17 protein-coding genes are annotated in these 23,054 nt (G+C 46.7%); 11 read left to right on the top strand and 6 right to left on the bottom strand.

The features are described 5' to 3' along the window. Window positions 1-12: 12 nt before the first annotated feature. Window positions 13-2,790, bottom strand: a complete 2,778-nt coding sequence (uvrA, locus tag H6A28_RS00355) for an excinuclease ABC subunit UvrA (RefSeq protein WP_204478527.1) — start codon at window positions 2,788-2,790, stop codon at window positions 13-15. A gap of 440 nt (window positions 2,791-3,230) precedes the next feature. On the opposite strand from uvrA, the gene H6A28_RS00350 reads away from it, so the two are divergent. The 9 genes from H6A28_RS00350 to H6A28_RS00310 all read left to right on the top strand — a co-directional run bounded on the left by H6A28_RS00350 (window position 3,231) and on the right by H6A28_RS00310 (window position 13,894). Then, complete coding sequence (locus H6A28_RS00350) at window positions 3,231-3,743, top strand: RNA polymerase sigma-70 factor (RefSeq protein WP_204474879.1); 513 nt, start codon at window positions 3,231-3,233, stop codon at window positions 3,741-3,743. 65 nt (window positions 3,744-3,808) lie between these two features. After that, window positions 3,809-4,630 (top strand): FecR family protein, encoded by an 822-nt coding sequence (locus H6A28_RS00345; RefSeq protein WP_204474880.1) that lies wholly within the window; start codon window positions 3,809-3,811, stop codon window positions 4,628-4,630. Next, on the top strand, window positions 4,627-7,203 hold the full coding sequence (locus tag H6A28_RS00340; RefSeq protein WP_204478526.1) for a carboxypeptidase-like regulatory domain-containing protein: 2,577 nt from the start codon (window positions 4,627-4,629) through the stop codon (window positions 7,201-7,203). Before H6A28_RS00345 ends, H6A28_RS00340 begins: the two co-directional genes overlap by 4 nt. Before the next feature lie 6 nt (window positions 7,204-7,209). After that, complete coding sequence (locus H6A28_RS00335) at window positions 7,210-8,175, top strand: DUF4249 domain-containing protein (RefSeq protein ID WP_204474884.1); 966 nt, start codon at window positions 7,210-7,212, stop codon at window positions 8,173-8,175. Between the two features lie 31 nt (window positions 8,176-8,206). Then, entirely contained in the window at window positions 8,207-8,839 is a 633-nt protein-coding gene (locus H6A28_RS00330) for a porin family protein (RefSeq protein WP_204474885.1), read from the top strand. A gap of 165 nt (window positions 8,840-9,004) precedes the next feature. Continuing rightward, window positions 9,005-11,329, top strand: coding sequence for an outer membrane beta-barrel family protein (locus H6A28_RS00325; RefSeq protein ID WP_204478525.1), 2,325 nt, complete (start codon window positions 9,005-9,007; stop codon window positions 11,327-11,329). Window positions 11,330-11,339: 10 nt separating this feature from the next. Further along, on the top strand, window positions 11,340-11,870 hold the full coding sequence (locus tag H6A28_RS00320; protein WP_204478524.1) for a DUF4858 domain-containing protein: 531 nt from the start codon (window positions 11,340-11,342) through the stop codon (window positions 11,868-11,870). Window positions 11,871-12,102: 232 nt separating this feature from the next. Then, window positions 12,103-12,894 carry a hypothetical protein gene (locus tag H6A28_RS00315; protein ID WP_204478523.1) on the top strand — a complete coding sequence of 264 codons (792 nt, stop codon included), beginning with the start codon at window positions 12,103-12,105 and terminating at the stop codon, window positions 12,892-12,894. Between the two features lie 325 nt (window positions 12,895-13,219). After that, a complete protein-coding gene (locus H6A28_RS00310) occupies window positions 13,220-13,894 on the top strand; it encodes a DUF5041 domain-containing protein (protein WP_204474890.1) in 675 nt (224 codons plus the stop codon). Between the two features lie 142 nt (window positions 13,895-14,036). Here H6A28_RS00310 and H6A28_RS00305 read toward each other — a convergent pair whose 3' ends face one another. After that, window positions 14,037-16,067, bottom strand: coding sequence for an NPCBM/NEW2 domain-containing protein (locus tag H6A28_RS00305; protein WP_204478522.1), 2,031 nt, complete (start codon window positions 16,065-16,067; stop codon window positions 14,037-14,039). Window positions 16,068-16,586: 519 nt separating this feature from the next. Between H6A28_RS00305 and H6A28_RS00300 the strand changes: the two genes are divergently transcribed. Together H6A28_RS00300 and H6A28_RS00295 are read left to right on the top strand one after the other, a co-directional pair. Further along, window positions 16,587-18,089, top strand: coding sequence for a glycoside hydrolase family 10 protein (locus tag H6A28_RS00300; RefSeq protein ID WP_204474892.1), 1,503 nt, complete (start codon window positions 16,587-16,589; stop codon window positions 18,087-18,089). A 214-nt stretch (window positions 18,090-18,303) separates the two neighbouring features. Next, window positions 18,304-18,912, top strand: a complete 609-nt coding sequence (locus H6A28_RS00295) for a porin family protein (RefSeq protein ID WP_204474893.1) — start codon at window positions 18,304-18,306, stop codon at window positions 18,910-18,912. 155 nt (window positions 18,913-19,067) lie between these two features. Here the strand turns inward: H6A28_RS00295 and H6A28_RS00290 are convergent, their stop codons facing one another. Genes H6A28_RS00290 through H6A28_RS00275 form a run of 4 tightly spaced genes read right to left on the bottom strand, consistent with a single transcriptional unit; the run spans window position 19,068 to window position 22,962 of the window. Further along, the gene (locus H6A28_RS00290; protein ID WP_204478521.1) at window positions 19,068-19,841 is read right to left on the bottom strand and encodes a prephenate dehydrogenase; all 774 of its coding nucleotides are present in this window, start codon (window positions 19,839-19,841) and stop codon (window positions 19,068-19,070) included. An 18-nt stretch (window positions 19,842-19,859) separates the two neighbouring features. Then, a complete protein-coding gene (locus H6A28_RS00285; protein ID WP_204474895.1) occupies window positions 19,860-20,930 on the bottom strand; it encodes a bifunctional 3-deoxy-7-phosphoheptulonate synthase/chorismate mutase type II in 1,071 nt (356 codons plus the stop codon). A 24-nt stretch (window positions 20,931-20,954) separates the two neighbouring features. After that, window positions 20,955-22,145, bottom strand: a complete 1,191-nt coding sequence (locus H6A28_RS00280; RefSeq protein ID WP_204474897.1) for a pyridoxal phosphate-dependent aminotransferase — start codon at window positions 22,143-22,145, stop codon at window positions 20,955-20,957. Then, a complete protein-coding gene (locus H6A28_RS00275) occupies window positions 22,120-22,962 on the bottom strand; it encodes a prephenate dehydratase (RefSeq protein WP_204474898.1) in 843 nt (280 codons plus the stop codon). The genes H6A28_RS00280 and H6A28_RS00275 overlap by 26 nt, the downstream gene beginning before the upstream one ends. Window positions 22,963-23,054: the final 92 nt, after the last annotated feature.

Genomic DNA, 23,054 nt, shown 5'->3' with positions numbered 1-23,054 from the left:
GTATTTGATGCGTTAAGATTGCGGATTGAGTTTTTCGGCCAGGTATTGCCCCGTATAGGAAGCCGCACATTTCGCTACTTCTTCCGGCGTACCGGCCACTACCAGGTTGCCTCCCTTGTCTCCCCCTTCCGGTCCGAGGTCAATGACATAGTCGGCACACTTGATGACATCCAGGTTGTGCTCGATGATGACCAAGGTATGGCCCCGGCTGATGAGGGCGTCGAAGGCCTCCAGCAGTTTCTTGATGTCGTGGAAGTGCAGACCTGTGGTCGGTTCGTCGAACACGAAGATGGTAGGCTGTGCCTTTTCGATACTGAGGAAATAGGCCAGTTTCACGCGCTGGTTTTCTCCTCCGGAAAGGGTAGACGAAGATTGTCCTAACTTGATGTAACCCAGTCCCACATCCTGCAACGGACGCAACTTCTTGACAATCTTCTTCTGGTTGTGTTCCGTAAAGAACTCGATGGCCTGGTTGACCGTCATTTCCAGTACGTCGTAGATGTTTTTCCCTTCGAACTTCACTTCCAGTGTGTCGTTCTTGAAGCGTTTGCCGTGGCAGGATTCACACTCCAGCACCAGATCGGCCATGAACTGCATTTCGACCGTCACCGTACCTTCTCCCTTACATTCTTCGCAGCGTCCGCCTTCCGTGTTGAATGAGAAATAGCCTGCGCTGTATCCCATTTGCTTGGCCAGCGGCTGGTCGGCAAACAGTTTCCGGATTTCATCGTACGCCTTGACGTAGGTCACCGGATTGCTTCGGGAAGATTTTCCAATCGGGTTCTGGTCCACAAACTCGATGTCACTCACCTGATGGATGTCGCCGCCCAGTGAGACAAATTCACCCGGACGTTCGCTCGACTCGCTGTATTCCCGCTTCAGGGCTTTGTAGAAGATGTCGCGTACCAGCGTACTCTTTCCGGAACCGCTGACACCCGTCACCACCGTCATCACGTTGAGCGGGAAGCGTACGTCGATGCCTTTCAGGTTGTTCTCGCGTGCCCCCTTGATTTCGATGTAGTTGTTCCACGGGCGATGGCTGGCAGGAGGGTCGATGGTTTCTTCTCCTAACAGGTATTTCACGGTATAGCTGTCGCTGCCTTTGTGCAAATCTTTCATGTCGCCTTGGTATACCACCTGTCCGCCCAGTCGTCCGGCTTTCGGACCGATGTCGATGATGTAGTCGGCCGCGCGGATGATTTCCTCGTCATGTTCCACTACTACCACCGTGTTGCCCAACTGTTGCAACTGGCGCAGCACCTTGATGAGGCGGGTGGTGTCGCGGCTGTGTAATCCGATGCTCGGTTCGTCGAGGATGTACAACGAACCCACCAGGCTGCTTCCTAACGAGGTAGCCAGGTTGATTCGCTGGCTTTCACCTCCGGAAAGCGAGTTGCTCAACCGGTTCAGGGTCAGGTAGCCTAGTCCCACATCCGACAGGAAGGTCAGGCGGTTCTTGATTTCACTCAACAACCGTTGTGCCACGAGGGCGTCGTGGGCATCCAGTGTGAGCGTACGGAAAAACTCCTGCAATTGCGTAATCGGCATTTCCACCAGTTCCGAAATGTTCTTTCCACCCACTCGCACGTAGCTGGCCTCCTTTTTCAGCCGGCTACCATGACAGGTGGGGCAAATCGTTTTTCCCCGGTAGCGGGCCAGCATTACGCGATACTGTATCTTGTATTGGTTTTCCTCCAGCATCTTGAAGAAAGAGTCGATGCAGACCTTCTCTCTCGGTCCGTGCCAGAGGTAATCCTTCTGTTCCTGCGTCAGTTCATAGTACGGAGTGAAGATGGGGAAATCGTGGGCCGGCGCTTCCCGCAGGAATTCGTTCAGCCATTCTCCCATTTTCTCGCCTCGCCAGCAGAGCACGGCCCCGTCGTACACACTCAGTGCCCGGTTGGGGATTACTAAATGTTCATCAATGCCGATAATCTTGCCGAAGCCTTCACACGTAGGGCAGGCTCCCAGTGGTGAGTTGAAGGAGAACATCTGGTCGTTCGGTTCTTCAAACTTGATGCCGTCGGCTTCAAATTTGGTGCTGAACACATGCAGGCGGGTGTCGTCCGACAAGTAAAAGCGGAGCATGCACGTGCCGTCGCCTTCGTACATGGCCGTTTCGGCAGAATCCGTCAGTCGGCTGATGGCATCCTTGCTGTCGTCGCAGCTCATGCGGTCGACCAGCAGATACACCTTGTCGCTTTCGTGGTAGGTATAGTCCTCAATGCGGACCATTTCGCCGTCCACCTCCAGTCGGGTGAATCCCTGCTTCATGTCCATGTCCAGCTGTTCCGCCATGCTTCTTCCGTCGCGGGGAAGGATGGGCGTCAGCACGGTGTAGCGCGTACCCTTCGGATACGACAGCATGCAGTTCACGATGTCTTCCACGCTGTCCTTCTTCACCAGTTGTCCGCTTATGGGCGAATAGGTCTTTCCCACCCGTGCGAAAAGCAAACGCAGGTACTCATAAATCTCGGTCGATGTGCCTACGGTGGAACGCGGGTTGCGGCTCGTCACCTTCTGTTCGATGGCGATGGCCGGAGGAATCCCCTTGATAAAGTCACATTCCGGTTTGCTCATACGTCCGAGAAACTGGCGGGCGTAGGCAGACAGGCTTTCCACATAACGTCTTTGCCCTTCGGCATACAGCGTGTCGAATGCCAGCGACGACTTTCCCGAACCGGACAATCCGGTAATGACTACCAGCTTGTTGCGGGGGATACGTACGTCGATGTTTTTCAGGTTATTCACCCGGGCACCCTTTATGGTAATAAAATCATTTTCTGACATGTGTCTTTTCTTGTTAGATGAACGTGCGAAGTTACGAAAAATAGCTGGAATTATCAAAGCGAATACTTCCGGACGGAAAGAAGTCTTTTACGTTTTCCGGTGCGGAGCCGTACGTTTTCCTTGCGCGAAACGTAGGTTTCCGCATCGGGAAACGTAGGTTTTGCGGGAGGGAAACATAGAAAGTGCTTTGAGGTTGGACAGAAAAGGTAAAGTCTTTTGGGAAATAGGTTTATGATTCTTCTGCAATTCCCTTTTCGATGCGGTGTGTATGGTGGCTGAAGTTTACTCCCAGTTCGGAGTCTTTTGACATATCGTTACTTAAAGAATGTATAAAAGGCTGTCTTTGTGTTTAAATATAATAAAAAACGGGTCCTTTCATAGTGATAAACTTTCGATTTTGAGTTTTCCTAAAAATGCGAATCTATCAATCACATTTGGGCATGGACATCAATACAAAAATATTCAGAGAGCATTTCATTCAATATTACCGTCCGCTTTGTCTATTCGCACTTCATTATCTGAAAGATATTGATGATGCGGAAGATACGGTACAGGACTGTTTCATGGAACTGTGGAGGCGGAAGGACAGGGGGGTGGACGCAAGTGGCCTTAAATCGTACCTGTACTCCATGGTAAGAAACCGCTGCATAGACATTTTGAAGAAAGATTCATTGATTGACAGCAATGTGCAGCCTTCCGACCTTGAAGAGATTCTTTCGGACGAAGAATGTGAAGAATGGGCTTACGATGAGGCCCGTATGTGGACGGCCATAGACGCTTTGCCGGAAAAGTGCAGGGAAGTGTTTCTGCTGGCCAAGAGGGAGGGGTTGAAATACGAGGAAATAGCCGTCAGATTGCACATCTCCGTTCATACGGTGAAGAACCAGATGAGCAAGGCGATTAAAACCGTGAAGGCAGGAGTGCAAAAGGTGTATCTGTTCTTTTTCGGATAATTTTTTTGTTTCCGGCATAGGATTTTCTGCCGGACATTCAGTATTAGCTAAAAACACATTCAATCATGAAAGATAAAGAAGAAAGAAAACTCCAGTTTGTCCTTCGGTATTACACATACGGGAAACTGGATACCCAGAAGGCCTTACGAAAAATAATTGGTGAGAGACAGTCCCATCCGTTCGGCAGGCGCTGGCTGTATTTTTCGGGTATAGCCGCGGCGATATTCCTTTGTATCGTGGGGTATCATACCCTGTGGAATGGAAAGGAACCTCATATCGTGTGTCTCACGGCAGAGGCAGGAGTGAGCCGGCATTTTCTGCCGGACAGTACACTGCTCGTCCTTTCCAAAGGGGCCACGGTGTCATACGATGCGGATACATACGGAAAAGAATGTCGGGCGGTGAACCTGTCCGGGAAGGTATATTTTTCCGTCCGCAGGAATGTGCATGCTCCTTTCCTGGCCACAAGCAACTATGCCCAGGTGAAAGTGCTGGGTACCGAGTTTGAAGTGGACGAATCCAGACAGGACACGGCTACTCGTGTGTATGTAAGATCCGGTAAGGTGGTGTTCAAGGCCCGATACGGCAAAAACGGGATTGTCCTCACGAAAGACATGTGCGGCGTGCTGACCCATGGCGACGAAATGCCGGTGGTGAGCCGTCCGGCCTTGCCCAATCCGTCGGCATGGGCGACAGGTAAATTCGTTTACCGGAACACCCCGATTGAGGAGGTACTCAAAGAACTTTCCCTTTATTATGGCACACCTCTGTATTCGTCGGCACATTACCGGAAAATTACGGGGGAGTTCAAAACGGATAACCTGGAGGAAATCATCGCGTTGATTGAAAAGACACTGGATATAAAAATCACAAAAGAAAGCAGATGAAGACAAGCATCCTATCTTTATTTTTTCTGGCTTCTTTGATGAATGCCTTATCCCTGCATGCACAGTATCGGGTCACTGTAGAAGAACTGATGGAGCAGGTGAAACAAGTATATCCGGTCAGCTTTGTGTACGATGCTTCTATCAAGCTCGACATTCCGTATGCCGGTAAACATCTCGATATGAACAGTCTGGAAAGTGCCCTTTCCACTTTATTCGAGCATACAGGTATCCAATGGGAGGTGAACGGCGAGTATGTGATACTTAAGAAACTGTCTTCCTATACGTTAAGTGGATACGTCTATCAGGAAGACGGAGAGACGGTCATCAATGCCACCGTGTGGGATATGACCTCCCACACAGGGACGCTGACCAACGAGCACGGTTTTTACAGCCTGACCTTGAATGAGGGAACCCATAAAATCCGATTTTCGCACATTAGTAGCGGAGAACAGCTGGAAGAAATTACGTTGAGGGGAAATAAAACAAAAAATATTTGGTTGAAATCGGATTACCAAATCAAGGAGGTGGTCGTAACCGCCGATTTGAATTCTCCTTTATATACCACCCAGACGGGGAAGGTATCGCTTACGGCAAAGGATTTTGTGAATGGAAATAACTTTATGAGTTCGCCCGATGTGGTGAAGAAACTTCAAAACCTCTCGGGAGTGGCCAGCGGGACGGAGCTTATCTCCGGATTGTACGTGCATGGCGGCAACAACGATGAAAACCTGTTTCTGCTGGACGGTACTCCCTTGTATCAGGTGAATCATGCCGGAGGATTGTTTTCTGCATTTAATACGGACATTATCAAGAATATCGATTTCTATAAGAGTGGCTTCCCGGCACGCTATGGCGGACGGCTTTCTTCGGTGGTCGATGTACGTACCAATGACGGAAACATGAAGGAGTACCGGGGCAGTTTCGCACTGGGACTTTTAGAAGGAAGAATACAGTTTGAAGGACCGATTGTGAAGAACCGTACTTCGTTCAATGTGGCTCTGCGCCGTACGTGGATGGACTTGCTCACGGCTCCGACTCTTGCCATTATAAACTCCAGTCGTCGGAACAAGCAGAATCTGCGGTATGCGTTTCATGACCTCAATGCAAAGGTGACCCATATTTTTTCGGAAAAAAGTCGTGCGGATATTAGCCTTTATTCGGGGAATGACTTTTTCAAGTTCAGGCATAAAGAATACCTGTTTGACCCGGAGCCGACCAATGTAGACAAGTTCAGTCTGCAATGGGGAAACTTCACCGCATCCGTCAACTGGAAATACATTTTCTCGCACAAAATGTTTGCCAATATTACAGGGGTTTATACCCATAATCAGTCGAAATTCGATTACCTGAGTGAAGAACAGTTGGGGTATATTGAAGGATTGAAGGGAGCCATCGTAAAAGAGCAGCGCAATCGTTCCACCATCCATGATTTCGGCTACCGGATGGAGTTTGACTATCGTCCGAATGCTTGGAATCATATCCGTTTCGGCTCCAACTATATGCACCATCTTTTTGTGCCCCAGAATTATTATTCCAAGTATGACGATGCTTCTCCAAACGCGCTGACCAACCAAATCACCAGCCGATACAGGAGCAATGAATTCACGCTTTATGCAGAAGATGACCTGTCGATAGGCAAACGCGTGAAGCTGAATGGAGGGATACATTACACATTATTTGGCATATCGGGTACGAAATATCATTCGATAGAGCCGCGTGCGGCAATTAACCTTAGGCTGTGTGATAAAGTCAGTCTGAAGGTTTCGTACACGGAGATGAGCCAGTTCATGCACCAGCTTTCGGCTACTTACCTGAACCTGCCTACTGACTATTGGGTGCCTTCTACCGCACGCATTACGCCGATGAAATCGCGGCAATGGGCCGCAGGAGTCTACGGCAAACTGCCGTATGGCATTCGGTGGAGCCTGGAGGGATTCTATAAGACCATGGACAACTTGATAGAATATGACGGCAGCAGTGGCATGCTTAACCCGGCGGCAGACCGGTGGGAGAACGAGGTGAGAACCGGAAAAGGAAAAGCCTACGGGATGGAGACGGATGTCAGTTACAGCAATGGGAGAACCTCGGTCGATGCCTCCTACACCTTGTCGTGGAGCAAGCGGTATTTCCCGGACTTCTATCCCGCATGGTATCCTGACAAGTTCGACAACCGGCATAAATTCTCGGTCTCTATCTCGTATAAGTTCAATGACCGGATTGATGCCTACGCCTCGTGGAACTATCGGAGTGGGAACCGCATCACCCTTCCATCGCAGCAGGTGGATGCTCCTGTTCTACCGGGAGTGGAAAGGACAAATGAAGGGATGCTGGTTTACGAGATGCCCAACAATGTCTCCCTTCCGGCCTATCACAGGTTGGATGTAGGGATTAACTTCCGCAAAACCACGAAAAGAGGTTTCGAGCGCATCTGGAATGTCAGTCTGTATAATGCGTATTGCCGGATGAACCCGCTTTATGCCACCGTACAGCAAAATCCGGACGGTACGTTTGTGGGAAAAGCCCACGGAGTGTTTCCTGTCATACCGTCCTTCAGTTACACACTTAAATTTTAAATTCGTATGAGATACAGAATGTGGTTTATTCTTTTAGGAGTCTTTGTATGCCAGTCGTGTACGCACGACTTCAGTCTGAAAGAAATGGGTGTCGAGAGCAAGGTCGTACTTTTCTGCATGCCTTTTACGGGGAGTGATACGACCTTGATACAGGTGGCCCGGAGCCGGGTGATTCACCGCCAGGAGACAAGTACAGACGGCAAGCCTACGCTGGTGTTCAAGCTGAACGGAGAGGAGAAAGCGATAAAATACACGGAAACAGCTACCGAGTTGCTTCCGGCTCAGTCGTATTATGTGTTGGGCAGGCTGAAAGAAGATGATCGTATCGAGATGGAAGTCTCGTATCCCGATTTGCCGCTTGCCAAGGCACAAACGGTGATACCGAAGGCCTTTCCATTGGAGAGACTGGAGGTGGTGCTGACAGACGGCAATTATGGCAGGGGCATACAGTTTCGCGTCTCTTTCACCGATACGGCCGGTACGGAAGATTATTATGGGATGAGAGTCATTAAGAAGAAAAAGACGGTGTATTCGATTCCCGAAATGCGGGATACCATACAGTATATGCCTGTAGACCTTGATCTGGAAAAGGAACCGTTGCTTTCAGAAAAGATCGGATTTGATGATGTGTTCGATATTTCGAAAGAGTATTACCGTTATCTGTATTGTTGGGATGACAGCAAGATAGACGGGAAGAGCTATATGCTGAAGGTGAGTACATATTACGATCCCGGTTATGAAGATGAAGAGCAAAAGGAAACCATCGCGTATAAAATTTATTTGTACAAGCTGTCGAAAGAAATGTACACTTATCTGCAAGCGCTCAATCGTATCCAAAACAATGATTTGGGAAAATATGGGTTGGCGCCCATCCGCAGCCATTATACCAATGTGGAAAACGGCATCGGACTTTTAGGAGGATGCAATGTGTACGAAAGCGATTGGATAAACTCTCCGAAAGAAAAAGAATGATGATTGATAATGAATTTAAAACCATAAGATTATGAAGACAAGATTTTTACTTACGCTGGCAATATGCGCGTCGTTGTTTGCCTCGGTGCAGGCACAGGAATTCAGGTACGGACTTTCAGTAGGATATAATCATCACTCCACCAAGGAAAACATGCCTAAATCCGGTTTTCATGCCGGATTGAAAGGGGAATATGCTTTTCGTGGGGCGGCGAAAGGGTTGTATGTGGATATGGGACTTATGTTTTCCTCCTACGGCTGGAAAAGTGTGCCTTATTATGTGATGAATGAAAATACTTACGAATATGAAAGTAGGCCTTACTATCTTCATATTCCCATTCACTTAGGTTATAAACTGAAGGTCGGGAAGAATGTCAGTCTGTTTTTAGATGCCGGTCCCCACTTCAATGTCGGTCTGTTCGGTCAAATGAAGCAGATAAGCAGCAATTTGGGAGAGCCGGAAGTCGTCAAAACAGTTTCCTCTAATGTGTTTAAGGACGGAACGATGCCCCGCTTCGATTGGGGAGTGGGCTTTCGTGCCGGAGTGGAGATAGCCCGCCATGTACAGATAGCCATAGGATACGATTGGGGCATGACAAAGACTTATCAGAATAATCCCGATACCAAGTTCAGGACGTTTGTGGCTTCGTTGACGTATTATTTTTAGGGAGAATAATAATAGTTTTTGTGATTCATTAAACAATAATCGTTTGCTGAAAGGATTATTTAGGAGACGGGTGGACTGTTGTTCCATAGATAATATCTACTTTTGAAAGCTGTTCTTGAAATACTATCTTACGTGTGGGATGAAAATTTAGCAGTGATTTTATTCATGAAAAAACTATTTTTAGCTATAATAGTCAGCCTGATTTTGCTGCCAGCTTACAGTCAGTATGCTGTCAAAGGAAAAATCATGGACCCAGAGAATGCAGTGATTCCAATGGTGAATGTGGCATTCCTGAACCAGTCGGACAGTACCCTTGTCAGCGGAGCGGTATCCGATTCTTGCGGAATATACAGCACATCGCTTGCTGGGGGCGACTATCTTATCCGCTATTCTTATCTGGGTTATAAGACACTGTATAAAAATATTCAAATCAGCGCGAATCTTACTTTTCCGGTGGTGCAGATGGAAGTGGCACAGACGGAGCTGGAAGGAGTGGAGGTGACTGCATACAAGAAGCCTTTCAAGCTGGATCGGGATGGCCTCATAGCCGATGTGCCGAATACGATTCTCGCCAAGGAGACCACGCTGAATGACCTGCTTTGTAAGATACCGGGCATACAGCAGCGGGGTAGTGAGATTGAAGTAATCGGGAAGGGAACGCCCACCTATTATCTCAACGGCAGGGAGGTGACAGATTGGACTGAACTGGATAATCTGGCTATCGACCAGATTCAATCCGTCAAGCTGGTTACGAATACAGGTGTGCACTATCATTCAGAGCAGCGGGCGGTGATTGAAATCAAGACCAAACGGTTGGGAGAAGGACTGGCCTTTAATGTCAAGGGGAATCTGTTGCAGGGAACGCATTTCAGTCAGAATTATCAGATGAACGGAAGTTACAACTATAAGAACTGGGATTTCTTTCTCTCCTACAATTATAACCGTGGAAAGAAGGATTCGGATCTTGATATTTACCAGCAGACCCAAAGTGACACGGTCTGGAACCTGACCAATCTGAACCGGAAACGGATCTTTCAAGAAAGCCACGCCTACACGGGAGGGGTCTCTTATCATTTTTCGCCGGAATCGGAAATCGGGTTGAAATATGAAGGTAAATACAGTCAGGGTAACACTTTCTCGAACGATACTCTTTCCATGATACCGGACAAAGGAGTTTCTACCTTCATCAGGAATCTCAGTGAGGTGGGTGACAAGTCGGTCAGCAACCATCTTAATCTGTACTATACAAACGACTGGGAGAACGGCTGGAGGATGAATGCATACGGAGATTATCTTCATAAGACCGACCGCAGCCAGGGTAATATCCGTGAATGGGAAAGTGACCGTTCGGAAACCTCTATGGACTATTACCGCAAGGCAGACTGGGATTTGTTTGCGGCCAAGTTCTCTTTGTCGTATGAAACGGAGAAGGCGGGAACTTTCAGCCTCGGTTACGATTTCAGCCACACCAGCGGAACCGACTATATAGAATATGTCCGTGCGTTGAATAATGGCCGTACACGTAATACGGAGATGAAGAATTCGGTTTACCTTTCATACGATTATACTTGGAAGAACTTGTCGTTGGGGACAGGGTTGCGCTACGAACAGATACGGAGCGACCTGAAAGAGACCCATGAAAACAAGAGTCAGGATCAGACTTATCACAATCTACTGCCCTCTGTATCGCTGGGTTATAATACGGAGAATCTGCAGCAGTCTTTTACTTATTCCATTCATACGGAGCGTCCGCCGTTTGATATGATGAACGATAATGCGGTGTACACAGACCGGTTTACCTATCAGAAAGGAAATCTTTATCTGAAGCAGGCCCTGACTCACGACCTGAACTATATGTTGTTTTATAAGTTCCTGTTCCTGAATTTGAATTATACCCTTACCCACAATCCGCTGATAACGGCTTTCTATAGCATGCCGGGAAACTCAGCGGTGACGGTCAGCTACATGGATAATTTCGATAAAATGCACAATTTGACGGGTATGGTCAATGTGCAATATCCTGTGAAGTGGTGGATGCCTTCTCTCACGCTGACTTGCATGAAAACCTTCTTTCATTACCCAGGACCGAGTGGAATTACCCTGAAAGCAGGACGTCCGCTGGTGATGCTGAACTTCAACAACAGTTTCACACTTCCTTCCGGATTCCTGTTGTCTGCCGACTTTAATTATGGCTCCAAAGGATATTATCAGTTGTATGAATCGAAGGGTTATACCTCCTTCAACCTGAGCCTGAAGAAATCGTTCCTGAATGACAGGCTTCAACTTTCGCTGGATGGATACGACATCTTCAACAAGAACAATACACGTGCTTCAGCCCGTCTGAATGATATTATCATGTACAGTGTCGGAAAGGATGATACGCGGAAAATCGGCTTTACAATCACCTACCGTTTCCGTACCGAACGGACAATGAATAACCAGAGTGCGGCTGAAAGTGAAATGTCGCGATTGAATATGGGTAATCAATAGGAAACGACGAATGAACAGTATCCAACGCTATCTGGTATTAAATTCCTTGTTGTTGGGAGTGATACCGGCCATGGGCCAGCAAAAGGAAGACAAGGAAATCAAGCTGAATGAAGAGGCGATAAAGCACATTCAGTTTGACTTCCTTCCAGAGAATATGGAGTATTATAACAAGCCCCTGGAAGCTCCGCTGGAAAAGAAGTGGATGGAAGTGGACAACCCATTCGAAAGAGGTATCCCCCGAAATTTGACAGACACCTTTATGGTAAGGAAGCCAAAGGGATATATCCGTATGTGTCCTTATTCCATTTGGACAAAGCGAGGTGAGGACCCTGTATATGATGTAACCATGGAAGGCCGTCCTCCAGAACTCATTATGAATGAGGGACCGGACCTGAGCAAAAAGATTCAGACAGATTACGGGCATACCCTTAGACCTTCCACGGGCAGAATGTACGATATGCTGAATAACTCCACCCCTATTGAAGTGGGCAAAATCTTCAAGAAATATATAAAACCGATTTTTAAGAAAGATAAAAAGTGAATGTATTTCTTATGATTCTGAGTTTATCTCAAATTTTCAATTTGTGAAGTTTCTGGTAAACTATCGTTTCTCAAGGTAAACATCCCGTGAACGATGGAGGAACAGTGGCAAAATCTGTTTGTTAAATTAAATAGTCTAAGTAAAATAGATCCTTTCTAATCATCTGTTTTACAATATAGTTTTTTATATTTGTAGTGTATTCATTAACATAGCCAACGGTATGAGTATCAGGATGTTTTTAATTATAGTATTATATTGTACCACAGTCAGTGTATATGCTCAGGAAAATATCTCCGTACTGAAGAAAGATAGTCTGAAAACCCTATCGAATGAATATGTAGGGAGTGAAAATCCAACGGTGAAACCATTCGCTGTAAAAGAAGAGATGCCGGACATAAAGGCAGAAACGGATATTCCTCAAATGGAGACGCAAGAAATAAAGCTCCGCCGTCCATTTTATATGCCTTACTACACAAATCCTTCTCCGATGTTCTATGGCGATTACAGTACAAACGGAATGATTGCTCCGAATTTGTACGGCTATGGTTCACAATCTACATTGCCCGGAATTGGAAGAATCAACGAGGCCTCACTGATGTATCGGTATGATATAAACGACTTTTGGGAAATTCAGGGAGGAGTGAATGCTACAAAGTATAATTTCCCATTCAGTATAGGTCAGGCTTTCGGTGCGACAGGAGCCCTCATCTACAGACCAACCGACAAACTGAGTTTCAGAGCTTTTGGAACATACGCTCCCACAAGTGCCTACGGGTTTTACATGAACCGTTACGGAGGGACTATCGGCTATGAGTTCAACGATCGTTGGGGAGTAGAAGTGGGCGCTGAAAGAGTTTACGACCCCATGAGAAAAAGTTGGAATACCCGTCCTATAGCAATACCTTACTATAAATTCAATAAAACTAAGATAGGCTTGGATGTGGGAGGTATTCTATATGAAATAGTAAGAAGCGTGAAATTTAATAACCAAGGGGGCAATCCGACTATCATGCCGGGAAGATAGCTTTTAGTGCTTTATGTGAAGACTCAATGTTTCCCTGATTAGCAAATTGCCGGTATTCCTTTCTACGAATACAATCTTGATACCGAAAACATAACCTATTTGGGTACAGTAAGCGATTTTTGTCATTCACTTTCTATGGGAATAGGATTGGTTTTCCGAGCGCTGACAGTCATTTGTCCTGAGGTCCGTTTTTTATATAGGGGGAACCTTCTTTTAAAATATTAATGCCTATATTTGTGAGAGTTCATATAGGAAAAGTGATATTGAAACTATAGGAAAGAACGTAAGACGCTATTAGATTGTTACCTTCTAAAAATATAATACAATGAAAAAGGGAGTAGGGCTGGTATTTATTTGCCTTTGTTTGTCCGCGGGACTATATGCACAAGATTCATTAAAGGTAAATGCAAAACAAATTGGTGTGGAGGATATTGTAGATGTACTGAATGTGATGCATGTAAAGATGTTCCATTTTAATCTGAGGCCGTTTCTGGTAGATACCTATGAAGTACAGGTATATGTGGAGGAACATGAAAAAGGAAAAGTTCCCAAACGTGTCGAGCAGTTCCGGATGGGGAAAAATAAGGAGCTTTTGAAAGATTTCTGGAGCGACAAGGATTTGCTGGAGGACGCAGAGGTGAGGGATAAAATTACAGATTTGTCTTTATTTCTGACAGGCAGAAATGACTCTACTACTTTGCTAACCATTAAAATTCCTAATGTGATGACTACAAATGTGGCATTGAAGTTGCATCCGTTAGGGAAGGATAAGGTGTATTTTTACGAAGACAGACCTTATATTTTACGGAATAATCCGGATGCAGACAGTCTGAACATACCTTTAATCTTATACGGCTCTGGATGGGTAGATGAACAATACGGATTTATGCGTTTTTGCGGGGAAAGAGAAATTGACGGGAATAATAAGAATGGAATGATATTGTCGAATGTGCCACATTATTATGTGGTGGGAGTGGAGTTATACAAGAAAAAGGAGTGAGAGATAGCAGAAAAGAACGCCAAGAAATAGAAATTCATGATAAACCGTTGTCATGCGTACTGAATGATACGGTGGTTATCAGTGGTAAAAAATAAAAGAGACCGTTTCGAAGAATGAAACAGTCTCTTTCGATGCTAAAAATTTATTTGTGAGCGGGTTTGAATTTATAGAGTAATACTCCATGGGCTGGAACATGAAGTGAAAGGGATTCCTGGCGGGTATCGAGTGTCTTGATGTCCTTTTGTCGCCAGAGGTCGCGTACTGTTTGTGTACCGGTGATGCCCAATTTGTCAAACTCATGGAAAGAAATGTCTGCTTTTTCCCGGTCGAAGTTACAGAAACCGACCGCTTTTCCTCCGTCGGCCAGTTCTTTTACGTAAATTCGTAGTTCTCCAATTTGATATACACACGTGGCTTGTTTGCCAAGAGGGTCCTGATCAATGGCTATGACTTCATTGTTTGTCAGCAGGTTGAATGTGAAGTCATCCAGTTTCTCCAAATCGCATCCTATTAAGAGAGGAGCGGAAAACAGACTCCAAAGACTGAAATGAAGATATTGTTCGTCGGGCTTCAGTTTGGTTTGATGTGGATTTCCCCAACCTACAATGCCGAGGACCAGCATATCTGGATCGTTCCAGTTTCCAGGTTTGGACCAGGCTGCGGAACGGTCTTGGGAGAGAGCGATGTTTTTTACGCTTTCCCAGGTATCGGTAATGTCGTTGGTCGTACGCCAGCTTTGTCCGCCTACGGAGTCTCCCCATTTCCATACGTCACCCATGCCATACTGGCATAAGTTATAGACGATGTCTCTGGGTTGCTGCCGTAAATAATCGCCCATAATTTTGAAGGGTTTTCTGCCTACGAGGGAGTCTCCTCCTCCTTGGAAAGCCAAAGAAGAGACACTGTAGGGGTCGGTGTCCAGATTGCGGTCAAGTACGCCTCCATAGCTGCACCAGTCGTATTTCAGGTAATCAATTCCCCATCTGGCGTACTGCTCTGCATCTTGTTTCTCATAACCGAAACTTCCGGCACACCCTCCACAGGTCCATGGCCCGGGGGAGGAATAAATGCCCGTTTTCAATCCAAGTGAGTGTATGTAATCTGTCAGTCCTTTCATGTCGGGGAATTGTGCGTTGGGGATAATGTAACCCTGTTCGTCGCGCAGTTTGCCTCCCCGGGTAGGGTCGTTGGGGTCACGGTGATGCTGCCATGAATCGTCGATGTTTATATAAGTCCATCCATAGTTGATTAATCCGCTTTTTACCATGGCTTCGGCAGCCTTTTTCACTTTTTCAGCTGATACTTCATGTCCGAAACAATTCCAGCTGTTCCATCCCATGGGTGGAGTGAGAGCGATTCGGTCGCCGCACTTGATTTGGAAGGTCTGTTCGGCTTTCCCTTTGGAATTCTGTGCTTTCAGTGTTACTGTATATGTACCTGATTTATCCAGCTTTCCGGTGATGAGGCCTGTCTCCGGATTTATTTCCAGTCCTTTGGGAAGGCCTTGGGCAGAGAACTTCATGGGACGGTCGCCTGTAGCGGCTATCTGGAACTGGAAGAGGGAGCCTGGACGGACTCCGAATACAGAGGCATTGTTTATTCTTGGGGTAGCCGGAGCCGGGGGAGTCAGTATATAGGGTTCTGTGGCGATAAACTTTATGGTTGGGAAACTTTCGGGGCCCGTGGATTGGATTTTGGCATCGGCCCAGTCTGCATGGTCGTAATAATTGTTATCGTTCCCTTCATCTACAATCAGTTCCAGCATTTTTATTCCTTCCAGCGATACGGAACAAGGTTTGGCGGCATCTCCGGCAGTCATGATGCCACTGGACCATAATTGTTTGCCGTCGCCAATAACAATGAACTCAGCGGAAGGTTTATGGGCCAGAATTTCATCATCCATTCCTACGTGAGCTGTGAATAAAGTGGCTTTTCCATTCAGTTGGATGGCCAGTTCGCTGACGGAATGAGTACCTACTCCACGTTCGAAGGTCTGTCCTCCGATGGTAAGGGTTTTCCCGTCTACAGATTTGTTTTTCATGGCTACTCCATTACCTTGTGTGACAGCCGTTAAATCCAGGTCGTCAAGCCAAACGGTTTTTGATTGTCCGTAAAGCATGGTTGTGCTGATCAGAAGTAAGCCTGCGGTAATTAAGATTCGGTTATTTTTCATGTGTCTTGTTTATAAAATGAGTTGTGAATTTCATTTAAAGGTCATTTAAGTGTATGATTACTCTTCAAATATACATGTATTATTTGAATTGAGAATGAATGTTTGTGTGAGGAATCTCTGTTTCAGGTAGTTGGAAGTGAACGTCTGTGGTATCTTATTGTTCGTTCTGATTCTCCTGTTGGAGGCTTGATTATACTTGGAAATGTTTCAGTTCTTTCGGTATGGATACTTTTCTGTTTTGCTTGCTTATTGTAGTTTCATTCATGCTCGGATAGACAAATCATATTTATGTAAATAATTCTTAATTTAAAAGAGAGGCTGTAGTATACTTTACCTGTCTGGATTTTTGTTTGCTGTGGGGGGGAATGGCGAGCTTGTCGTCGGCCTTCAGACAGAATAGAAACTGCTACGTTCAAAAGCGTGCTTTTGGTTTGGTCCTTCTCTTACCTTTCTGTATCTTTGCGACTTAATTGGACTATTGTTTGAAAAAGGGAAAAGAATATGATAAAATTTACAGATATGAAGACTAAACTATTGATGCTGTTTGTCCTGTTGGGAAGCTTGTGGGCAGGCAGCTTGCATGCGCAGGTGCGTTATCCCAAACGGGAGTTCCGCGGAGCATGGATACAGTGTGTGAACGGGCAGTTTCAGGGAATGCCTACGGAGAAGATGAAAAAAGTATTGGTAAGCCAGCTCGACAATTTACAGAAAGCCGGTATCAATGCCATCATTTTCCAGGTGAGAGCGGAAGCGGATGCCCTGTATAAATCACCCTACGAACCGTGGAGTCGTTTTTTGACAGGTGTGCAGGGGAAGGCCCCTTCGCCCATGTGGGACCCGTTGCAGTTTATGATTGAGGAATGTCACAAGCGGAATATGGAGCTGCATGCGTGGATCAATCCGTATCGGGCCAAGACGAAAGGGACAGGGGCATTGTCGCCGATGCATCCTTATAACCAGCATCCGGAATGGTTCGTACAGTATGCCGGACAGTTGTATTTTGACCCGGGACTGCCGGAATCCAGAAAATATATCTGCAAGATTGTGCGCGACATTGTGAGCCGTTACGATGTGGATGCCATTCACATGGACGACTACTTCTATCCGTATCCGAATCCGGGAGAGGATTTTCCGGACAATATCAGCTTTGCGGCGTATGGCCGTGGATTTACTCGTCGGGCCGACTGGCGCCGGGATAATGTGAACGTGCTGATTAAGGAGATTCATGAGACGGTGCGCGAATGCAAGCCGTGGGTGAAGTTCGGGGTATCTCCGTTTGGTATTTACCGGAACCGGAAAAACGACCCGAACGGAAGTGACACCAACGGATTGCAGAACTATGATGACTTGTATGCCGATGTGCTGTTGTGGGTGAACAACGGCTGGGTAGATTACAATATTCCGCAGATTTACTGGGAAATTGGTCATCCGGCTGCCGATTATGAGACGTTGATTCGTTGGTGGGCACGTCATGCGGCTGCTCGTCCGTTGTATATTGGTCAGGATGTGGTGCGTACGGTATCTAAGGCAGATTTGATGAACCCGAACCAGAGCCAGATTCCTGCCAAGTACAATTTGCAGCGTTCCTTGCCGACCGTTCAGGGAAGCTGCCAGTGGTATGCGGCTGCCGTAGTGGAAAACAAGGGGCATTACCGCGATATGCTGGTGAAGGAATACCACAAGTATCCAGCCCTGCTTCCTACTTCGCCGTTCATGGACGACAAGGCTCCTGGAAAGGTGCGTAAGCTGAAACCCGTGTGGACGGCAGACGGTTACATTCTGTTTTGGACGGCACCGAAAGCCAAGACAGAGATGGACAAGGCTTATCATTATGTGGTGTATCGCTTCGATAAGAAGGAAAAGGTGAATTTGAATGACCCGTCTCACATTGTGGCCATCACACACGATGAATTCTACAAGCTGCCGTATGAAGACGGAAAGACGAAGTACCGTTATGTAGTGACTGCACTCGACCGTCTGCACAATGAATCGAAATCGGTATCAAAGAAGATTAAGTTGTAAAGCGTAGGAGTGTAAAAAATAGAAGTGTTCCTTTTTGTTTATTTTCTGGTCTGTTTTTAGTGAAAATGAACAAAAAGGAACACTTGTTTTTTATATATAGAAAGGTTTAGAGTTTGGTGAATGGAAACATGGCCGAATGGCGAGTCTCCATGTTTCTTTAAATAAATGAATTTGTTTCGAGGGAGACAGAAACTTAACTTAAAGATTTTTGGCTATGAAGAAAACATTATTGACTTTGTTATTGGGCTTGCTGGCCGTTACGGGTTATTCTCAAGCAAGATTTGACATCCATGGAGGTATGTCAATGGCAAACATCACCAACAGTGAGGCGGATATGAAAGTAGGTTATACGGTGGGAGTCGGTATGGATTATGCTTTTAATGAGATGTGGTCTTTCCAGTCTGGATTGAATTTTACCAGCAAGGGCTGTAAGGTGAGTGAGGGAGGAGTCGATACGAAGATGAATCCGGTTTATCTCGATATTCCTTTGCTGGCAGCAGTAAAGTTTAATATTACAGAGGGAAACCGTTTTGTCGTGAATTTTGGTCCGTACGTAGGATTTGGTTTAGGTGGAAAAATGACCGTCGAAGCGAGTGGGGCAGAAGTAGGCACCAAGCTGTTTAAAAAGGTTGGTAAGAATGATGAGGCCATGATGAACCGTTGTGCTGTGGGTTTGCAGTATGGTGTCGGGTTTGAACTGGACGACCATTATTTGATTAACCTGACCGGACAGTATGGATTTACCAATATGATTAAGGAAAGTTTTGCCGACGAAAGTAACAAGAATCTGGCTTTCTTGTTGACGGTAGGCTATCGGTTCTGATTGCAGATGAATAATCTTGTTGGAGATAAAAGGAATCTATTTGTGATTATATAAAAATCCTCCTGTTTTTAGCTTTAGTTTGTTTTGCATTCTATGGCTAAAGGCAGGAGGATTTTTATTTTCGTAATTTTAGCTTGAGATTTTTTCTCAGTTTATTATTTGATGTTCTTACGGATTTTGGTCAGGTAGGCGTGCATGCCTTCTGCATCTTTCCGACTGATGATGTCCAGCAGCTCGTTCAGTTCCGTACGGATACCTTCCACTTGTGCCGGAGTGCGGGGATTGAACAGGATTTCTTGCAACAGGAAATCGTCTTCACTTAGCACACCTTGGGCAATGGCCATGTGGCGCTTGAAGGTGGTACCCGGAGCATCCTGATGTTTCATGACGGCCGCAAACACGAAGGTGGAAACGAACGGGATGGACAAGGAGTAGGCCACGGTTTCGTCGTGTTCCTCGAACGTGTATTCAAAGATATTCAGCTTCAGACGTTGGTAGAGGTCCTTGAAGAAAATCTTGCCCAAGTGGTCGCCTTCCTTGATGATGATGGCGTTTTCGGTGCTCAGTTTGTCGAGGTTGGCAAACGTGGGACCGAACATCGGGTGGGTAGACACATAACGGAAACCACAGTGCTCGTAAAACTCCTGCAAGCCGGTTTTCACGGAAGCAATGTCGCTGATGATGCAGTCCTTTGGCAGGAGCGGAAGCACCTGGTTGAACGCATCAAGGGTGTATTTCACCGTGGCGGCATTGATGACCAGTTCCGGCTGGAATTCCTTGATTTCCTCCAGTTTGGTAAAACGGTAGCAGTTGTACATGAAGCGCAGGCGCTGTGGATTTACATCGTACACGGCTACCTCATGTTCAAAACTCAATACATCCGTAAAGAAGGAGCCCATTTTTCCGGCTCCTAAAATCAATATCTTCATTTTTTGTTCTTCTCGTACTTACTTATTGATGATTTCCATTTGCTGACGGACACTTTCTTCGTGAATCAGTTCAAACACTTGCTTGATGAAGTCCGGGTCCATGCCACAAAGTGAACCTTGTGCACCTCGCTTGTCCAGGATTTCGTTGTAACGTCCGGTCTGCAGGATGGTCATGTTGTGTTCCTTTTTGAAGGTTCCGATTTCACGGCACACCCGCATACGTTTGGCCAGAATGTCCATCAGTTCATTATCGCATTCGTCAATCTGGCGGCGCAGTTCGTTCAGATTTTCGGTGCTTTGGTGTTCGGAACGGATGACCAGCAGGTTCAGGATGTAATCGAGTACATCGGGAGTGACTTGCTGTGCGGCATCGCTCCATGCGCATTCCGGATTACAGTGTGATTCGATGATGAGGCCGTCGAATCCCAAATCCATGGCCTGCTGGCAGAGCGGCGCAATCAGTTCACGTTTTCCGCCGATGTGGCTCGGGTCGCATAGGATAGGCAGGTTCGGAATACGGCGACGCAATTCGATAGGAATGTGCCACTGCGGCAGGTTGCGGTATATTTTCTTGTCATAAGAAGAGAATCCGCGATGGATGGCTCCGATACGTTTCAGTCCGGCATTGTTGATACGTTCCAAGGCACCAATCCAGAGTTCCAGATCCGGATTGACCGGATTCTTTACATAGACCGGAATGTCTACGCCTTTCAAGGCATCGGCAATCTCCTGTACGGCGAACGGGTTGGCAGTGGTACGAGCACCAATCCATACGATGTCTACGTCGGCTTTCAGGCATTCGTACACATGTTTGGCGGTAGCGACTTCGGTAGCCACGTACATACCGGTTTCTTTCTTCACTTCTTTCAGCCAGGAAAGTCCTTCCACACCGATACCTTCAAAGCCTCCCGGTTTGGTACGGGGTTTCCAGATTCCGGCACGGAAAATCTTGATGCCTTTGTCGGCCAAGGCTCTGGCCGTGGTCATGACTTGTTCTTCTGTCTCGGCACTGCAGGGACCTGCAATGATCAGAGGGCGTTCCTGAGAAACACCTTCCAGTTCGATGGGTAATAAATCCAATTGTTCCATGGTAGTATTTGATTTTTGTAATGTTTATTTGTTCATAACTGCTTGAATGCGTTTCAGCGCTTCTTCCAGTTGGGGTTCCTTGGCACAAAGCGAAATGCGGATGTAGCGCTTTCCGTTGCTGCCGAAAATGAATCCTGGAGTGATGAAAACACGGGCTTCGTGAAGGATTTTCTCGGTCAGGTCTTCTACATCGGCATAAGAATCGGGGATACGGCCCCACAGGAACATACCTACTTGTTCCGGGTCGAAGGTACATCCTAAGGTATGCATAATTTCTTCGGCCAGTTTCCGGCGGCGTGCATAGGTACGGATGTTGGCTTCTTCGTGCCATTCTGCACTGTTGCGGTAGGCTTGAGCGGCCGCCAGCTGCAAGGGACGGAAGGTTCCGGAGTCGATGTTGCTTTTTATCTTCAGAATCCACTGTACGAAAGTGGCATTGGTTGCCAGCATTCCCACGCGCCAGCCCGGCATGTTGTGGCTTTTGCTCATGGAGTTGAACTCGATGCAGCAGTCCTTGGCTCCCGGAATGTTCAAGATGCTGAGAGGCTTGCGGTTCAGGATGAAGCTGTAAGGGTTGTCGTTCACCACCACCAGTTGGTGACGGCGGGCAAAGTCGACTAACTTCTGATAGAGTTCCAGTGTGGCATTGGCACCGGTCGGCATATTTGGATAGTTGGTCCACATGATTTTCACCCGGCTCAAATCCATCTTCTCCAGTTCGTCGAAGTCGGGTTGCCAATGATTGTCTTCCCGCAGGTTGTAGTTCACGATTTCACTGCCTAAGATCTTGTTCAGGGAAGTGTAGGTAGGGTATCCCGGATTCGGAACCAGTACCTGGTCGCCCGGATTGACCAGTGCCAAGGTGACATGCAGGATTCCTTCCTTGGAACCGATGAGCGGCTGGATTTCCGTAGCCGGGTCCAAGTCTACGTTATACCATCTCTTGTACCAGTCGGCCATGGCCTTGCGAAGTTCCGGTATTCCTACCGTAGGCTGGTAGCCGTGTGCGTCCGGCTTGCGGGCATTTTCGCACAACACGTTGATGGTTTCTTCAGAAGGCGGCATGTCGGGACTTCCGATTCCCAGGCTGATGACGTTCTTTCCTTCTGCATTCATTTGTGCCACTTCCTTCAGTTTTCGGCTGAAGTAATATTCGCTGACACTGCTTAACCGGTCGGCCGGTGCTATTTTATAAGGTTGATTCTCCTTCTGCATATTCTCCTAAAATTTTAAGTGCTTTGGTTAATGGCATGACTGCGTCGATTGATTGTTTGTATCTCAGGTAGTCGTTGAACAAGACATCCACGTAGAACAGGTATTCCCATTCGCGTCCGATGATGGGCAACGACTGTATTTTGGTCAGGTTGATGTGATAGAATGAGAAGATGGACAAAACTTGTGAGAGACTCCCTTCGCTATGGGGCAGTGAAAAGACGATGTTGGCTTTGTTGATTTTTGAACGGTCTTTCAGTTCATCGGCCATCCAGGGGTCACATATTACTAAGAAACGGGTGAAATTGTGCTTGTTGGTTTCGATGCCTTCCTGCAGGATTTTCATGCCGTAAAGTTCGGCGGCGTATTTGGAGCAGATGGCGGCATGTCCTTTCAGTCCCTTTTCCTTGATGTCGCGGGCGCTGCCTGCGGTGTCTTCTGTTTCTACCACTTTCAGTTGTGGGTGATGTTGCAGGAAATCCCGGCATTGTGCCAGTGCCACCGGATGGGAGTTGACTTCGGTCAGTGTGCTCCAGTCTTCTCCGGGCAGACACATGATGCTGTGGCTGATGCGCAGCTTATGTTCTCCGATAATCGTTGCCCCGCTGTCTCTGAGCAATTCGTAATTGTGAAGGAGGCTTCCGGCAATCGTATTTTCAATGGCAATCATTCCGATAATGCTGCTGTCTTTCCGAAGGTTGTCGAACACTTCTTCGAACGTGTTGCAGCAAATCAGTTCGATTTCTTCGTCCTTGAAAAATTTGTGGGCTGCAATGTCATGGTACGAGCCCGGAACTCCTTGTATGGCTATCTTCTTCATGTTGTATAACTCTAACTATAAAAAAAGTCCCGCTCCATAGAAGCGGGACTTTGTATTATCATTTCAATTAATTTTCTTTTTACCGTATGCAT

Source organism: Bacteroides mediterraneensis (assembly GCF_016900355.1).
GTDB lineage: Bacteria > Bacteroidota > Bacteroidia > Bacteroidales > Bacteroidaceae > Phocaeicola.
Note: the sequence above shows the minus strand (reverse complement) of the source record. Positions and strands in the feature narration are given on the sequence as shown.

Coding starts and splice junctions, on each gene's coding strand:
- uvrA (WP_204478527.1), bottom strand. CDS start 2,790: ATGTCAGAAAATGATTTTATTACCATAAAGGGTGCCCGGGTGAATAAC.
- H6A28_RS00350 (WP_204474879.1), top strand. CDS start 3,231: ATGGACATCAATACAAAAATATTCAGAGAGCATTTCATTCAATATTAC.
- H6A28_RS00345 (WP_204474880.1), top strand. CDS start 3,809: ATGAAAGATAAAGAAGAAAGAAAACTCCAGTTTGTCCTTCGGTATTAC.
- H6A28_RS00340 (WP_204478526.1), top strand. CDS start 4,627: ATGAAGACAAGCATCCTATCTTTATTTTTTCTGGCTTCTTTGATGAAT.
- H6A28_RS00335 (WP_204474884.1), top strand. CDS start 7,210: ATGAGATACAGAATGTGGTTTATTCTTTTAGGAGTCTTTGTATGCCAG.
- H6A28_RS00330 (WP_204474885.1), top strand. CDS start 8,207: ATGAAGACAAGATTTTTACTTACGCTGGCAATATGCGCGTCGTTGTTT.
- H6A28_RS00325 (WP_204478525.1), top strand. CDS start 9,005: ATGAAAAAACTATTTTTAGCTATAATAGTCAGCCTGATTTTGCTGCCA.
- H6A28_RS00320 (WP_204478524.1), top strand. CDS start 11,340: ATGAACAGTATCCAACGCTATCTGGTATTAAATTCCTTGTTGTTGGGA.
- H6A28_RS00315 (WP_204478523.1), top strand. CDS start 12,103: ATGTTTTTAATTATAGTATTATATTGTACCACAGTCAGTGTATATGCT.
- H6A28_RS00310 (WP_204474890.1), top strand. CDS start 13,220: ATGAAAAAGGGAGTAGGGCTGGTATTTATTTGCCTTTGTTTGTCCGCG.
- H6A28_RS00305 (WP_204478522.1), bottom strand. CDS start 16,067: ATGAAAAATAACCGAATCTTAATTACCGCAGGCTTACTTCTGATCAGC.
- H6A28_RS00300 (WP_204474892.1), top strand. CDS start 16,587: ATGAAGACTAAACTATTGATGCTGTTTGTCCTGTTGGGAAGCTTGTGG.
- H6A28_RS00295 (WP_204474893.1), top strand. CDS start 18,304: ATGAAGAAAACATTATTGACTTTGTTATTGGGCTTGCTGGCCGTTACG.
- H6A28_RS00290 (WP_204478521.1), bottom strand. CDS start 19,841: ATGAAGATATTGATTTTAGGAGCCGGAAAAATGGGCTCCTTCTTTACG.
- H6A28_RS00285 (WP_204474895.1), bottom strand. CDS start 20,930: ATGGAACAATTGGATTTATTACCCATCGAACTGGAAGGTGTTTCTCAG.
- H6A28_RS00280 (WP_204474897.1), bottom strand. CDS start 22,145: ATGCAGAAGGAGAATCAACCTTATAAAATAGCACCGGCCGACCGGTTA.
- H6A28_RS00275 (WP_204474898.1), bottom strand. CDS start 22,962: ATGAAGAAGATAGCCATACAAGGAGTTCCGGGCTCGTACCATGACATT.